This window comes from Vibrio sp. 1F253, assembly GCF_041439295.1.
Taxonomy (GTDB): Bacteria; Pseudomonadota; Gammaproteobacteria; order Enterobacterales; family Vibrionaceae; genus Vibrio; species Vibrio tasmaniensis_A.
The window spans coordinates 1-15,050 of the sequence record NZ_JBGONU010000038.1 but is presented as its reverse complement, the minus strand read 5'-3'; the positions used below and the strand labels follow the sequence as shown (position 1 = coordinate 15,050).

Here is a 15,050-nt window from a genome sequence, read left to right as displayed (position 1 = left end):
CTTTATCGAACCCCCAGGGTGGGTAGGCTCGTAGGGAGCCTATCTGCTCTTCACTCCCAATTCTGATATGCGTGATGCTGATGTGGTGCCGAAAGGTAAGCCATTGGCTCGATTGTGCAACAAGGATAAGTTATGGAGCATGTTTTGACTGAGTCGACTCCAAAACCCACAAGGAGCCAGCCTGCACCGAAACCGAGTTTTGCTGACAGGTTGCAACATTGGTTACCTAAAATTGTACTGGCGCCGACTGCGTTAGTGACCGTGGTGTGTATCTACGGCTACATATTTTGGACGGCAGCGTTGTCGTTCACCAACTCTCGATTTCTGCCGAGCTTTAATTTCGTTGGTTTAACCCAATATGAAAAGCTGATGGATAACGATCGCTGGATTACCTCAATCACCAACCTCGGTGTGTTTGGTTTTCTATTTATGGCGATTGCCATCTTGCTTGGTGTTGGTTTAGCGGTATTGCTTGACCAGAACATCCGTCAAGAAGGGGCGATTCGTACCATCTATCTCTACCCAATGGCGTTGTCATTCATTGTGACGGGTACGGCGTGGAAATGGATTCTTAATCCGGGTCTTGGCATTGAAAAACTGATGCAAGATTGGGGATTTACTGACTTCAAATTTGACTGGCTAGTCGACTCCGAAATGTCGGTGTATACCTTGGTTATCGCAGCACTTTGGCAGTCTTCAGGGTTTGTGATGGCGATGTTCTTAGCAGGTCTGCGTGGCATCGATTCTTCAATCATCAAAGCGGCGCAAATTGATGGGGCAAGCTTACCTACCATCTATCTCAAAATCATTCTGCCTTGTTTGCGCCCTGTGGTCTTCAGTGCGGTGATCATTACTTCTCACATTGCGATTAAGAGCTTCGACCTTGTGACGGCAATGACAGCGGGTGGCCCCGGTTATTCATCGGATCTTCCTGCGCTATTCATGTACGCACACTCTTTTACTCGCGGACAAATTGGCCTTGGTGCTGCCAGTGCCATGATGATGCTTGCCGGTATCTTAGCGATTCTCGTGCCTTATCTTTACTCTGAACTTAGGGAGAAAAAGTCATGATGAATAACATCAATTTTGCTCGAATCTTTATTTATTCAGCACTGCTTTTCTTCTGTTTAGTGTATCTAATGCCATTGTTCGTGATGGCGCTGACGTCATTCAAAACTCTGCCTGACATCAAAGCGGGTAACTTAATGAGCTTGCCGAAAGAGTGGGTGTTTGATGCTTGGTATAAAGCGTGGGACACCGCTTGTACGGGCGTGAAATGTGAAGGCATCAAAGGTTACTTTTGGAACTCATTCCAAATGGTGATACCTGCGGTTGCGATCTCAACATTGCTCGGTGCATTCAATGGCTACGTGGTAACCAAGTGGCAGTTCAGAGGTTCAAATCTGTTCTTTAGCTTGCTGTTGTTTGGCTGCTTTATTCCGTTCCAAGTTGTGCTGCTGCCAATGGCAACCATGCTTGGCAAGATGGGTTTAGCAAACACAACCATCGGTTTGGTGATTGTGCACGTTATCTACGGCATGGCGTTTACGACTCTATTTTTCCGTAACTTCTACATCTCGATTCCTGATGAATTGATCAAAGCAGCAAAACTGGATGGCGCAGGCTTCTTTACCATTTTCTTTAAGATCTTATTACCGATCTCTACACCTATCATCATGGTGACAGTGATCTGGCAGTTCACCGCAATCTGGAACGATTTCTTATTCGGGGTGGTGTATTCGGGCTCAGAGACACAGCCGATTACCGTGGCATTAAACAACCTAGTCAACACCAGCACAGGCGTTAAAGAATATAACGTCGATATGGCTGCCGCGATCATCGCCGCCTTGCCAACGCTGTTGGTGTACGTCTTCGCAGGAAAATATTTTGTTCGTGGCCTAACGGCAGGATCAGTAAAAGGATAATTACCCATGGCAACATTAGATTTAAAACAGATCCGTAAAACCTATCGCAACGCGGACAACGAAACGTTAAAGGGCATCGACATTAGTATCGATTCGGGGGAATTTTTGATACTTGTCGGCCCTTCGGGGTGTGGGAAATCCACCTTGATGAACACCATCGCTGGGCTAGAGAATATTAGCTCGGGTGAGATTGTAATTGATGGCATAGACGTGGCGCAGGTTGAACCTAAAGATCGCGATATCGCGATGGTATTCCAGTCGTACGCCTTGTATCCAAACATGACGGTGCGTGGCAATATCGCTTTCGGTTTGAAGATTCGCAAGATGCCGCAGCAAGAGATCGATGCAGAAGTCAATCGAGTGGCAGAAATGCTGCAAATTGAACAGTTGCTTGATCGTAAGCCGTCGCAGCTTTCTGGTGGCCAGCGTCAACGTGTCGCGATGGGACGTGCTTTAGCTCGTCGTCCTAAGCTGTATCTGTTTGATGAGCCGCTTTCTAACTTGGATGCCAAGCTGCGTGTTGAAATGCGCCATCAGATTAAACGTCTCCACCAGAAGCTGAATACCACAATTGTTTATGTAACCCATGATCAGATCGAAGCGATGACTCTTGCGGATCGCATCGCAGTAATGAAAGACGGTGAACTGCAGCAGCTAGGTACGCCACAAGAGATCTATACCAAACCCAACAATATGTTCGTAGCGGGCTTTATGGGCTCACCATCAATGAACTTCATTAAAACCATGGTGGACTTGGATGAGGACCAGAATCCGATCATCAAAGTAACTGGCACGGCGGAGCAAGAACACCACATTCGATTGCCTCAGAGTATGCGTGACCAAGATGGCAAGGAGTTGGTCATTGGGTTGCGTCCTGAACACATTACTGAGCAAGAAGGTGATGATGTGTCGGCAACTACAAAGCTAGACCTGCAATTGGAAGTATTAGAACCAACAGGGCCAGATACCATCGCAATGGTTAAAGTGAACGACCAAGAAGTCGCGTGTCGTTTGTCACCAGAGTTTGAAGTGTCGGTTGGGCAAATGGCACCGCTTCATTTTGACTTATCAAAGGCGGTATTCTTTGATGCTCAAACCGAAGCGAGAATCGACTTCTAACTTCTAACTTCTAGTTATTGAGTTAGTTTAACAATCAAAGTTCATGTCTAAATCAAAGGCAGTATCACCAACTACTAATAAGTAAGGTGATGCTGCCTTTTTCGTTGGCTATACTTGCTTTTTATCCCTTATAAAAACAGAGGGATAAACGATATATATGCTTCTACTGCAATAATATCGTGATTTAGTATCCCTTAGCTCTATAAAGCTGACGTAGAAACGCGTAGGATCACACTACTTTAGATCAAATACTAGGTTGCACCTTGGTGCATAAACAGAAGAATACATGAAACTAACAGCAAAACCAGCGGCGAATAACGCTTTACTTATTTCTATTACGACACCGGATTTTAAAGGTGACGAAGCAAAAGAGTCTCTTGCCGAACTTGCTCGCTTAGTGACAACCCTAGGGTTTAAAGTAGTCGGTACGCAATCGCAACACCACAGTTCATCTCAAAGACAGAATGTGCTGGGTGCCGGTAAGCTTGCTGAAATTGCACACCTAACTGGTTATCAAGGCTCTATTGAAGAAGCAGAAGATGAAGACTTTATTGATGAGTCGTTTGATTTTAATGTTGAAATCGATGAGCTAGATTTTGATGATCTTCCAACGGGCAACTTCCAATACGGTGCCGCTGATGTTGTGGTATTTGACTGTGATTTAAGCCCATCTCAAATGCGTACTGTTGAGGCGAGTTTGGGTGTGGAAGTATTTGACCGTACTGGCATCATCATCGAAATCTTCAGCCGTCACGCTCGTACTCGTACTGCTCGTCTGCAAGTTGATATCGCTCGTCTAAACTACTTAGTGCCACGACTTCGTGAAACGGCTGAGGGTGATAAAGAGCGTCAAATGGGTCAGGGCGCCGGTGAAACTTCACTAGAGCTAGACCGTCGTAACGTACGTGACCAAATTGCTGCGCTTAAGCGTGAGCTAGTAAGCGTACAAGATGAAATGAAGACCCGACGCACAAGGCGCGCGGAGCTTTTCACTGTTGCTTTAGTTGGCTACACCAATGCCGGTAAGTCTTCGATGATGCGTGCAATGACCGCAACCGAAGTGGTGGGTGAAGATAAACTGTTCGCAACGCTAGATACGACGGTTCGTGCACTTCAGCCGATTACTCAGCCACGTATCTTGGTTTCAGACACCGTTGGTTTCATCAAGAAACTGCCACACGATCTGGTTGCTTCATTCCACTCAACGCTAGCAGAAGCGCATGATGCTTCACTGCTTTTATATGTGGTTGATGCTTCTGACGTTTCGTTCCGCGCACAACTTGATGTGGTACACGACGTATTAGCACAAGTGGGTGTTGAAGGCAGCGAAAAACTATTAGTGCTGAATAAGTGCGATAGATTGACTGAAGAACAGCAATTAGAGCTGATCGAAGAATTCCCAGATGCGATGCTAACGTCGACTCGTGATCCGCTAGATATTACGAAACTGCACAAGTACATCGTTGGTGTTGCTGAAGAAGGCATGATCGAAGAAGAGATCACTATCCCTTATTCTGGACAAGGCATCATCGGCGAGATTCGCTCAAACATGAGTGTGGTTAAAGAAGAGTACGATTACGAGTGTATTAAGTTGACTGTTCGCTCTAGTGAAATTGACTTAGCTCGACTGAAAAAGCGTATGCAGAATTCTTAATCTTTTATAGCGTTTAGACACAAGTTAAAATACCAAAAAAGAGAGCCTAGGCTCTCTTTTTTATTGAATCGTGATAAGCGCCGCTTGAGCTCTGCTTATCGGTCTTCTTCTGGAAGTTTGACGTTCAGCTCTAATACTGAGATGTCGTCATCTTTGTGTTCGAAAGTCAGATCAACCATTGATGGATCGACGTCAACGTACTTCGCAATACACTTCAAGATGTCTTCTTTTAGTTGCGGCAGATAAGACGGCGCTGGGTCGTCATGGCTGCGTCGCTCGGCAACAATGATCTGCAAACGCTCTTTAGCTAGGTTTGCGGTTGTCTTTTTTTGTGGTCTAAAAAACTCTAGTAATGACATTGCGAATTAGCCCCCGAACAGTCTTTTGAAGATGCCTTTCTTCTGTTCCGTTAAGAAACGGAAGTCCACTTGGCTACCCAGTAGTCGTTCTACAGTATCATTGTAAGCCATACCTGCGTCGGTTGCTTCGTCAAAAATAACTGGAACACCCTTGTTCGACGCGTTCAGTACTGCTTGACTCTCTGGGATGACACCCAGTAGAGAGATGTGAAGAATCTCTTCAACGTCTTCAACACTTAGCATCTCACCTTGAGTTACACGTGCTGGGTTGTAGCGAGTCAGTAAAAGGTGCGTTTTCACTGGTTCTAAGCCATCTTCTGAACGACGAGACTTAGAATCGAGAATACCGAGAATACGGTCTGAATCGCGTACAGAAGAAACTTCTGGGTTAGTTGTAACAATCGCTTCATCAGCAAAGTAAAGCGCCATCAGAGCGCCTTGCTCGATACCTGCAGGAGAATCACAGATGATGAAATCAAAGCCCATTTCATCTAGTTCATCAAATACACGACGAACACCATCTTTTGTTAATGCATCTTTATCACGAGTTTGAGAAGCCGGAAGAATGAATAGATTCTCTGTGCGCTTGTCTTTGATCATCGCTTGGTTCAGTGTCGCTTCGCCATTGATAACGTTAACGAAGTCGTACACAACACGACGCTCACAACCCATGATTAAATCTAGGTTACGCAGACCGATATCAAAGTCGATAACTGCGGTTTTCTTCCCTTTTAAAGCTAAGCCTGAGGCAATAGCTGCACTGGAGGTCGTTTTGCCTACCCCGCCTTTACCTGACGTTACAACGATAATGCGTGCCATTTTGTTTTCCTTTTTATTTCTCTTATATTGCGAGGACATCAACGTGTAATACATCGTTTGCCATACTGAACATGGTTTTCTTCTGCCAGTACTCGCTTTCAATTTGATCGCTGAGCCAGTAATTTCCAGCAATGGAGACCAGCTCGGCTTGTAAATCATTACAAATTATTTTTGCTTCAGTTTGACCACTCGCGCCTGCAATCGCACGACCGCGTAAAGTACCATGGATATGGATGCTGCCATCGGCTATGACTTCTGCGCCAGCACTCACATGGCTGAGGATCAATAGATCGCCATCTTTTGCATACACTTGCTGACCAGAACGAATAGGCGTTCTCGCCACTTTTATCGGAGCCATCTTCGCTGGAGCTTGAGAAGGTGATTTACTGGCTGTCATCACTGCAAAACCAGCTTCTTTCGCTAGGTTCTGCATACGTTTATCCGAACAACCAGCCACACCTACTGGGATCATGCCCGCTTGAGATATACCCTCTTTCAGTTGCACAAAATCGATATCACCCGCGACTTTGCTAATATTGATAACAACAGGCGCAGCAGCGAAAAAATTGGGAGCTTGGTTTACTTTTTCTTGAAGAAAAGACACCGCATTTTCGACTTGATCATCGGATAAGTGCAAAACAGATAGCGTAAAACTGCTACCTTTTAGATCTGGATTACTAGACATCGAAAACTACAGGACCTCAATAGCGGATTGGTACAATTTCTTTATCAATAAAATAAAGGGCGTTGCCTGAAACTTGGTTTATCATGTTATATTCCCAAACCAAGCACAGCAAGTAATCTTGTTGTCAAATGAACGTTTTGTTCCCAATATTTCCCTTAACATAAACTATTGATCTCGTAAGTGAGAGTTTTGTAGTCATAAACAATAAAAAGGTTTGTCATGCTGTGTTCTATATATAAAAGTTCAAAGAAAGAAGGAACATACCTTTATATCCCTAAGAAGGATGATTTCTCACAAGTTCCTGACGCATTGATGCAAATGTTTGGTAAACCTAGTTTTGTAATGGTAATTAAAATGGATGGCCGTAAACTGGCGCAAGTGAACATCGATAAAGTGAGAGAATCACTGAACACCGATGGTTTCTTTTTGCAAGTTCCGCCACCACCGGTTAATGAACTTGAACTTCATAAAGAGCGTAAAGCTCAGCAAAACGTTCAAGACGAAGAGTGATAGCTACCTTAATTCAGGGAGGAGTGATCGTTGAGTAAATTTTCGAAAACCATATTGGCTGTGTCGGCATTACTATTGGGTAATAGCCTGACGATTGGTTCAGTTCAGGCTGAAGAGCTGAGCTTTGAGCAATATGTAGAGAAACTAAAGCAGCAAGGCCGTGCAGAAGGCATCTCTGAAACGATCATTGATCAGGCCTTTGATGGTGTGACGTTTAAGCCAAGAGCGGTGAAAGCCGATAAGAATCAACCTGAGAAAAAACTGACTCTGGATGAATACATTCCACGCGCGGTTCCAGATTGGAAAGTGAAGCAGGCGAGATCGCTTTATAAGAAGCATTATTCAGCGTTGAAGCGCATTGGTGATGAATATGGTGTTCAACCAAGATTCATTGTCGCGCTATGGGGTGTTGAGAGTAACTTTGGTAAGTTCACGGGTAACTACAGTGTTATTGATGCTCTCACAACTATGGCCTATGAAGGACGTAGAGAAGCCTTCTTCCGTAGCGAAGCGATGGCGGCGTTGAAGATTCTTGATCAAGGCCATATTGCACCACAAGAGATGAAAGGCTCTTGGGCTGGTGCGATGGGACAACCTCAGTTTATGCCAAGCTCATTCTTAGCTTATGCCGCTGACGGTAACGGCGATGGCAAGAAAGATATTTGGGGTACTGAAGAAGATGTATTTGCTTCAGCGGCGAATTATCTCAGCCAATCGGGTTGGGATGACAAATATACTTGGGGCCGTCAGGTTCACGTACCGTCGACTGTGTCTATTGAAATGCAAGGCCGAGGCGAAGACAAAGCGAAATACTTAAAAGAGTGGTCTGAACTCGGTATTAAGCGCTTTGACGATCGCCCACTACCAACGCTTGATGAAGATATTAAAGCTTGGCTAATTATGCCAGACGATGAAACTGGCCGTTCTTACCTCATTTACAACAACTACAATGTGTTAATGAAGTGGAATCGTTCTTACTACTTTGCGTTGGCAGTTAGCCACCTAGCAGACAGAATTAAGTTTGATTAATCGACCTAATTTGATTAATGGCCTTAATTTGGTTATTGGAGCTAATTTGGTTAACAGATTTAGGTCGCTTTGAATAGCATTTGGCCTACCATAGGCAGAACGAACTAAAGGACTCTTCGGAGTCCTTTTTCTTTTATATTTCAGAGATTTTTAAAGGTGGCCTTGTGCTAACAGATAGAGCCGCACAGATGGTGATATTCCATGCGTTAATCAAGCATGAAGGCTTTACCAGTGCAGCAAAAAGTTTGAATGTGTCGGTGTCTCACATCAGTAAGCAAGTTGCTTTGCTCGAGGATTCGATAGGTATCAAGCTGGTGCAAAGAACCACACGCAGCCTGACACTAACTGAAGCAGGGGAAGTGTTCTATCAGCATTGTGAGCAGCTGTTCAATACGGTGAAAGCGGCTCAAATGGATATGGATAGCCAGCGTGACGACATTTCTGGAATATTCCGCATAGGCTTGTCTCAGTCATTTGGCACACTGCATATCATTCCAGCGATTGATCAGCTCAGACAGCTCTATCCGCAGCTGAGAATTGAAGTGCATTTGTTCGATTACAAAGTGGATATGATTGAGGAGCGCTTGGATCTTTGGATCACCAATAATGAAGACCTGCCAGAAGGTTATATAGCGCAGCGTTTAGCCGACAGCCAATTTGTGGTAGCCGCATCACCGGATTATCTGATTAAAGCTGGCACTCCTCATGTGCCATCTGATCTGATTGATCATAATTGCCTTATTTATCGCAGCCGTGAGCGTGACTACACGTCATGGGCGTTTGATAACGGGCAAGAAAACCTTAGTGTCAAAGTGGCGGGCGATTACTCGGTGGATTTGGCAGAGGCGGTACGAGACGCAGCTGTATCTGGGTGGGGTGTTGCTTATTTGGCGACTTATTTAGTCAAAGAAGAGTTTAGAACGGGCAAGTTAATCCAAGTATTACCAGAATGGAGAGCCAGTCAGTTGATGCCATTTTATGCCGTCTATCCGAGCCGAAAGAACATGCCAAAGAAGCTTTCAGCAGTGATTGAGTTCATCAAAGAGCATGTTGGTTCGCCGACGTATTGGGACAAAAATCTCAAAACTTGTGTTGAGCTGCATCGTTAATTGTTTCCTAATTCATAAATATAATTTCCATATGGAAAAAGTATGCTTTTTGAACAAGTTAATCCATTAAAATTCAATACGTTAATCTAATCTTGGGCAAGTTACTGATAATCCCAACATTACATTAACAACCGCACCTTGCCGCAAACGATTTCCTCTATACAATGCGTCGCCTTTCCTACCTACAACTTTTAGGTTGACGCATATGGCTTCCCTACTTGGAATTATCACTATTTTAGTAGCCGCTTGGTTACTATCTACGGACAGAAAAAATATCCCGCTAAGAACTGTCTCTTTGGCTTTCTTACTGCAAATCTCATTCGCGCTCTTGGTTCTTTATGTGCCAATGGGTAAAGAAGCGCTGAATGCAGCTACTGGTGCGGTGTCTAGCTTGATCAACTACGGTCAAGAGGGGATTAACTTCCTATTCGGTGGCCTAACGAATAACGGATTTGTTTTCGCTATTAACGTTCTCGGTATCATTATCTTTTTCTCTGCATTGATTTCAGGTTTGTATCACATCGGCTTTATGCCAAAGGTGATCAACATAATCGGCGGTGCTTTACAGAAGTTTCTAGGCACAGGTCGTGCGGAGTCACTGTCTGCGACTGCCAACATCTTTGTCGGCATGATTGAAGCGCCATTAGTGGTTAAGCCTTACCTAAAGCACATGACGGATTCACAACTGTTTGCTGTGATGGTATGCGGTTTGGCTTCTGTAGCTGGTGGTACACTAGTGGGTTATGCATCGCTGGGCGTTGACCTAAACTATCTGATCGCAGCGGCATTCATGTCGGCACCAGCCGGTCTATTGATGGCTAAAATCTTAGTACCTGGCAGCCCAGAGGATGTTCAAGAAAATATTGAATCTGGTGTAGAGATTCCACGAGCAACAAACGTAGTTGAGGCAATGGCAGATGGGGCTATGTCTGGACTTCGTATTGCCGTTGCGGTGGGTGCGACACTTCTAGCCTTTATCAGTGTGATTGCGATGCTGAATGGCTTGTTAGGTATTGTTGGTGGCTGGTTTGGCGTAAACCTAAGCTTCGAACTTATCCTAGGTTATGTGTTCGCACCCGTTGCATGGCTGATCGGTGTACCGTGGTCTGAAGCTGTGGTTGCAGGCTCGCTGATCGGTAACAAAATCGTTGTGAATGAGTTTGTGGCTTTCATCCAGTTAATGGACGTAAAAGATGCACTGAGTGAGCACTCAAAAGCGATCGTTACTTTTGCACTATGTGGTTTTGCTAACATCTCTACCATGGCGATTCTGATTGGCGGTTTGGGTAGCTTAGTTCCAGAGCGTCGCTCTTTCATCTCACAATATGGCTTCAAAGCGATTTGTGCGGGTGTGCTTGCCAACTTAATGAGCGCTGCGATCGCTGGCGTGGTGCTTTCTCTGTAGCTAGATGATAAGTACAGAGTGGATGAGTCAGTCACTTTATTTCCCCTATAGTAAAGTGACTGATTAATCACACTAATATTCGGTTAGCATGAAAAAGAGAGCCTATAGTTTAATGACATAGGCTTTCTTGTTTCAGCAAATAGGTTTGTATCACAAGGTGTGGTGCAAATTTTTTAGGGGCACAAATGGATTTGTCGATTACTTCATCCTTGGCGTTAATTGGACTGCTGTCCTTAACGTGTCAATTGTTAGGCTGGCGCTTACGTCTTCCTGCTATTCTTCCTCTTCTTATTGTCGGCCTACTTTTAGGTCCCGGTCTTAACATCCTTAATCCCGATGCCATTTTTGGTGACGTGCTATTTCCGCTGATTTCATTAGGTGTCGCTATTATTCTGTTTGAAGGTGCATTGACCCTGAATTTCAAGGAAATAAGAGGCCATGGTCGTATGGTGACGCACCTCGTGAGTTTCGGCATGCTGATTACTTGGGCGTGTATTGTTGTTGGTGCTTATTACTTTGTGGACTTCAGTTGGCCATTAGCCGCGCTGTTTGCTGCCTTAGTGGTGGTGACGGGTCCAACCGTTATTGTTCCCATGCTGCGCAGCATTCAGCCCAAATCTTCGTTAGGCAGCATCTTGCGCTGGGAAGGGATAGTGATTGATCCGATTGGCGCTCTGTTTGCCGTTCTCGTTTACGAATACATTGTCTCTTCAGCCGATCCTACAAGCCATGTACTGTCGGCTTTGGGGCTGACTCTAGCCATCGGTTTAGGCTTAGGGATCATCGGTGGCTATTTGATTGCCAAGATGCTGAAAGGGCATTGGGTTCCGCATTATTTGCGTAACGTGGCAGTCCTAACGTTGATGTTGGCGGCGTTCTCTTTTTCTAATGATCTGAGTGAAGAGTCTGGCCTATTAACCGTGACCATCATGGGTATCTGGCTCGCCAACGTGAAAGGCTTGGATCTTGAAGATATTATTGAGTTCAAAGAGACCTTAACCGTGTTACTCATTTCTGCCTTGTTTATCTTACTGGCGAGTCGACTTGATTCTGGGACTTTCCTTTCGATAGGTTGGGGCGGTATTGGCTTATTAGCGGTCGTCATGCTGGTGGCTCGTCCTTTGAGCGTGTGGATCAGCGGGATCGGCACGGATCTTACTTCAGCAGATAAATGGTTTTTGAGCTGGATGGCACCTCGCGGGATCGTTGCTGCCGCAGTTTCTTCTCTGTTTGCTATCAAACTTCAAGAGAAGCAATTAATCGAAGGGGCGGATCTACTGGTGCCCATGGTGTTCTTGGTCATTATTGGTACGGTTGTGATTCAGAGCCTAACCGCGAGTTGGTGGGCGAGAAGGTTGGGTGTGACTCAAGAGAAGGCACAAGGGGTTATCTTCTTTGGTGCGACTCATTTTTCACGCCAGTTTGCCAAAGTGCTGGCGACACACAGCATCAACAGTGTGCTTGCTGATACAAACTGGGAGAGCATTCGCTTAGCGCGTATGGATAATCTGAATGTCTATTTTGGTAACCCAGCCTCAAATCACGCGGAAAATAATCTGGAATTGGATGGGATAGGGCGCGCCATGATCGTCTCGCCTTATCGTCAAACCAACCCATTAGTCAGTATGCATTATCAAGATGAGTTTGGTGAAAACAAGGTGTTTGAGCTTGAATCGACAGAAACTAAACACGAAAGGCATTCAGTGAGTCGAGATGGCAACAGAAGTCTGTTTTCGGAAGGAATTACCTATTCCAAGCTTAACTCCTTGATGGCTCAAGGCTGCCAAATAAAGAGTACAGGTTTGACCGAAGCGTTTGACCTTAATGAGTTTAACGCCCTGTATCCTAAAGCGATTCCACTCGGTGTGATTACTGGCGGTGATTTCCGTTTAGTGACACAAGGTTCTGATTTGGAAAAACTGGTATCAACGGAGTGTGCGATCATTAGTTTATCGCCGCCTTCTGAACAGGCGGAAAAAGTCGAGATATCAGATAAGTAGCAACGAGCACTGCATCAAAAGCTAGTTGCCCTGATTCAAAAACGAATAGCTAAGTATCAAAAAAGCCGCAACGTTTTCACGCTGCGGCTTTCTAATTTTGCTCTAGCTTGTTTTACTCTAGGGCGAGGCAATTGATGCCAACGGTATTACTATCGAAGCTGTCATTGCGGACTATTTCGAGTGAAACTGCTCACAAGCAATCATTGTGTTCTCAATTAGGCTTGCTACAGTCATTGGACCAACACCACCCGGAACTGGTGTGATGAAGCTTGCGCTCTCTTTCGCGACATCGTATTCAACGTCGCCAACGAGTTTGCCAGATTCCAAACGGTTGATGCCTACATCGACCACAACAGCCCCTTTCTTAATCCAAGCACCAGGAATGAAGTTAGGCTTACCAACGGCTACCACAACAACATCTGCTTGACGTACATGACCCTCAAGGTCTTTGGTGAAGCGGTGACATGTTGTCGTCGTACAACCGGCTAGAAGAAGCTCTAACGTCATTGGGCGACCTACGATGTTTGATGCGCCAACCACAACCGCGTGTTTGCCACGTAAGTCGATGTTATAACGGTCAAGCAGCGTAATGATGCCTTTAGGCGTACAAGAGCGAAGCTTAGGCATACGCTGAGCCAAACGACCTACGTTGTATGGGTGGAAGCCATCAACGTCTTTTTCCGGCGTGATGCGCTCAAGAACTTGAGTGCTATCAATACCAGCTGGTAGAGGAAGTTGAACAAGAATACCGTCAATCTCCGGGTCTTCGTTCAGTTGGTCTACCAGTGTTAATAATTCGTCTTCTGTCGCAGTGGCTGGCAAGTCGTAAGATTTAGATACGAAGCCAACTTCTTCACATGCTTTACGTTTACTTCCTACGTAAACCTGAGAAGCAGGGTCTTCACCCACTAAAACAACCGCTAGGCCCGGAGCGCGTAATCCAGCTTGAGTGCGAGCTTTTACACGAGCCGCAACTTCAGAGCGAACCGTTTGAGAAATTAGCTTTCCATCAATATTTTGAGCAGTCATGAATTTCCTTAGTATTGATATTCAAGTTAGTGGCTGATGTTTTTGGCGCATTATTCCAGAAAATCTTTTTGATTACCATTAAGCAAACGTTTGCTTTGTTCTATTTTCCAACACTTATAGTCCTATTGCACTTTTTTTACTCACTTGGATCAGAATGTTACATAAAGCCGTTGCTTTACTGATTCGAATTCGTATAATCCTTCCCTGTAGCGCGCCCTTAGCTCAGCTGGATTGAGCACCTCCCCCTAATAGTTACCATTTTAGGAATGAATAGCTATTATTCAAGGGTTTAGGTAGTAGTAAGGTTACCATAAGATGTTTTTATGGTTACCATTTATTATTGGTCAGTTACCACTTTTACGTAAACAGTTTTTTTCTTAAAAGTGATAGGAAAAAGTAAAAATAATCATCTTCGATGGTTGAAAATCGATAGCTAAATCATTACTATAGCATCGAATTAGAACGTCCCCTTAGCTCAGCTGGATAGAGCACCGACCTTTAAGAGAGGAGCCTGTATTAGGAAACTTATACAGTGTAGAGGGTGAATTCATGGAAACCTCAGCGCGTAGTGGCGGTGGCAATCATGAGCCAAGTCTTACATGCGTGTAAGAAAGGTGCAGAGACTAGGTGGTGCAATGCGAACACATTGCGTAAAACATCATTTAGCGCCCTCCACCCTAGCAAGTTATGTTGTGGGTGATGATATAGTCCAGACTACAAACATCGTGATGATGGCAGCGAAAGCTGTAGTGGTAAGCTAAGTCGGTGGTCGAAGGTTCGAATCCTTCAGGGGACGCCACATTTTAAGAAACGGTATAACATTAATTGTTATACCGTTTTTTTTTGCTTAAGAAAAATTTTTAGAAATGGTTTTTCTGATCCCAAAAATTATTATGAAGCCTTGAACTAGTAGTCAATAGCTAAGTGGTATTGACTATTAATATTGGCTTATGTTAGGTATAGGTTATAGTATTTTCCTATAATTACAGCCCTCAATAGAGCTGCCTTCCAATCATTTTTTCCAAACTCTCTAATCCTTTTAAAGTACTGTTTAATCAATATCCTTTTGACACCTTCACTAGATACCTCTCCTTTATATGTTGATAAATCAGATGCCATCTCTGCTAGTTTTGTTGGAATGTGGTCCTTATAAAGGTTCAATATCTCTAACCTTTCGTAGTGACTTTTTATAACTGGATAATCTCTTAATTTTTCATAATTTAAAGTGAAGTTTGCTTTTAATATCCCATTGTTGTTTTCAATTTTACAATCAAGATAATTGAAGTTAGGTATATCATTATCGTAGAAATTAATAATCCCTCTATGAGTTGGCTCTTTCCAGTATGTTGATTTCCCCCTCTGGCAGGATAGTTGTCACTGTTAAAATTTAACCAGTTTGGGCGATAA

General features: G+C 44.4%; 13 protein-coding genes. 9 read left to right on the top strand and 4 right to left on the bottom strand.

Features of this window, described 5'->3' with window-relative positions:
- Positions 1-132: 132 nt before the first annotated feature.
- From ACED28_RS16930 to hflX, 4 genes are all read left to right on the top strand, one after another.
- On the top strand, positions 133-1,071 hold the full coding sequence (locus ACED28_RS16930) for a carbohydrate ABC transporter permease (RefSeq protein WP_009848503.1): 939 nt from the start codon (positions 133-135) through the stop codon (positions 1,069-1,071).
- Entirely contained in the window at positions 1,068-1,925 is an 858-nt protein-coding gene (locus tag ACED28_RS16925; RefSeq protein ID WP_009848502.1) for a carbohydrate ABC transporter permease, read from the top strand. Before ACED28_RS16930 ends, ACED28_RS16925 begins: the two co-directional genes overlap by 4 nt.
- 6 nt (positions 1,926-1,931) lie before the next feature.
- Complete coding sequence (locus ACED28_RS16920) at positions 1,932-3,044, top strand: ABC transporter ATP-binding protein (protein ID WP_017101977.1); 1,113 nt, start codon at positions 1,932-1,934, stop codon at positions 3,042-3,044.
- Positions 3,045-3,330: 286 nt separating this feature from the next.
- Positions 3,331-4,698, top strand: a complete 1,368-nt coding sequence (gene hflX / locus ACED28_RS16915; protein ID WP_371710317.1) for a GTPase HflX — start codon at positions 3,331-3,333, stop codon at positions 4,696-4,698.
- 95 nt (positions 4,699-4,793) lie between these two features.
- Here hflX and minE read toward each other — a convergent pair whose 3' ends face one another.
- The 3 genes from minE to minC are packed head-to-tail and all read right to left on the bottom strand — an operon-like array spanning position 4,794 to position 6,561.
- Positions 4,794-5,057 (bottom strand): cell division topological specificity factor MinE, encoded by a 264-nt coding sequence (gene minE / locus ACED28_RS16910; RefSeq protein WP_009848499.1) that lies wholly within the window; start codon positions 5,055-5,057, stop codon positions 4,794-4,796.
- 6 nt (positions 5,058-5,063) lie between these two features.
- Positions 5,064-5,876, bottom strand: coding sequence for a septum site-determining protein MinD (minD, locus tag ACED28_RS16905; protein ID WP_009848498.1), 813 nt, complete (start codon positions 5,874-5,876; stop codon positions 5,064-5,066).
- Between the two features lie 22 nt (positions 5,877-5,898).
- Positions 5,899-6,561 carry a septum site-determining protein MinC gene (gene minC / locus ACED28_RS16900; protein ID WP_371710316.1) on the bottom strand — a complete coding sequence of 221 codons (663 nt, stop codon included), beginning with the start codon at positions 6,559-6,561 and terminating at the stop codon, positions 5,899-5,901.
- A 219-nt stretch (positions 6,562-6,780) separates the two neighbouring features.
- Here minC and ACED28_RS16895 point away from each other — a divergent pair, with 219 nt between their 5' ends.
- From ACED28_RS16895 to ACED28_RS16875, 5 genes are all read left to right on the top strand, one after another.
- Positions 6,781-7,071, top strand: a complete 291-nt coding sequence (locus ACED28_RS16895) for a YcgL domain-containing protein (protein WP_009848496.1) — start codon at positions 6,781-6,783, stop codon at positions 7,069-7,071.
- 30 nt (positions 7,072-7,101) lie between these two features.
- Positions 7,102-8,100 (top strand): lytic transglycosylase domain-containing protein, encoded by a 999-nt coding sequence (locus ACED28_RS16890; RefSeq protein WP_009848495.1) that lies wholly within the window; start codon positions 7,102-7,104, stop codon positions 8,098-8,100.
- Positions 8,101-8,288: 188 nt separating this feature from the next.
- Positions 8,289-9,209, top strand: coding sequence for a LysR family transcriptional regulator (locus ACED28_RS16885; RefSeq protein WP_371710327.1), 921 nt, complete (start codon positions 8,289-8,291; stop codon positions 9,207-9,209).
- Positions 9,210-9,414: 205 nt separating this feature from the next.
- Positions 9,415-10,614: a NupC/NupG family nucleoside CNT transporter gene (locus ACED28_RS16880; protein WP_009848493.1), complete on the top strand. Its 1,200-nt coding sequence runs from the start codon at positions 9,415-9,417 to the stop codon at positions 10,612-10,614.
- 185 nt (positions 10,615-10,799) lie between these two features.
- Positions 10,800-12,614 carry a cation:proton antiporter gene (locus ACED28_RS16875; RefSeq protein ID WP_371710315.1) on the top strand — a complete coding sequence of 605 codons (1,815 nt, stop codon included), beginning with the start codon at positions 10,800-10,802 and terminating at the stop codon, positions 12,612-12,614.
- Positions 12,615-12,785: 171 nt separating this feature from the next.
- Here the strand turns inward: ACED28_RS16875 and folD are convergent, their stop codons facing one another.
- The gene (folD, locus tag ACED28_RS16870; RefSeq protein WP_012603477.1) at positions 12,786-13,643 is read right to left on the bottom strand and encodes a bifunctional methylenetetrahydrofolate dehydrogenase/methenyltetrahydrofolate cyclohydrolase FolD; all 858 of its coding nucleotides are present in this window, start codon (positions 13,641-13,643) and stop codon (positions 12,786-12,788) included.
- Between the last annotated feature and the right edge of the window lie 1,407 nt (positions 13,644-15,050).

Coding starts and splice junctions, on each gene's coding strand:
- ACED28_RS16895 (WP_009848496.1), top strand. CDS start 6,781: ATGCTGTGTTCTATATATAAAAGTTCAAAGAAAGAAGGAACATACCTT.
- minC (WP_371710316.1), bottom strand. CDS start 6,561: ATGTCTAGTAATCCAGATCTAAAAGGTAGCAGTTTTACGCTATCTGTT.
- minE (WP_009848499.1), bottom strand. CDS start 5,057: ATGTCATTACTAGAGTTTTTTAGACCACAAAAAAAGACAACCGCAAAC.
- minD (WP_009848498.1), bottom strand. CDS start 5,876: ATGGCACGCATTATCGTTGTAACGTCAGGTAAAGGCGGGGTAGGCAAA.
- ACED28_RS16880 (WP_009848493.1), top strand. CDS start 9,415: ATGGCTTCCCTACTTGGAATTATCACTATTTTAGTAGCCGCTTGGTTA.
- ACED28_RS16885 (WP_371710327.1), top strand. CDS start 8,289: ATGGTGATATTCCATGCGTTAATCAAGCATGAAGGCTTTACCAGTGCA.
- ACED28_RS16875 (WP_371710315.1), top strand. CDS start 10,800: ATGGATTTGTCGATTACTTCATCCTTGGCGTTAATTGGACTGCTGTCC.
- ACED28_RS16930 (WP_009848503.1), top strand. CDS start 133: ATGGAGCATGTTTTGACTGAGTCGACTCCAAAACCCACAAGGAGCCAG.
- hflX (WP_371710317.1), top strand. CDS start 3,331: ATGAAACTAACAGCAAAACCAGCGGCGAATAACGCTTTACTTATTTCT.
- ACED28_RS16925 (WP_009848502.1), top strand. CDS start 1,068: ATGATGAATAACATCAATTTTGCTCGAATCTTTATTTATTCAGCACTG.
- folD (WP_012603477.1), bottom strand. CDS start 13,643: ATGACTGCTCAAAATATTGATGGAAAGCTAATTTCTCAAACGGTTCGC.
- ACED28_RS16920 (WP_017101977.1), top strand. CDS start 1,932: ATGGCAACATTAGATTTAAAACAGATCCGTAAAACCTATCGCAACGCG.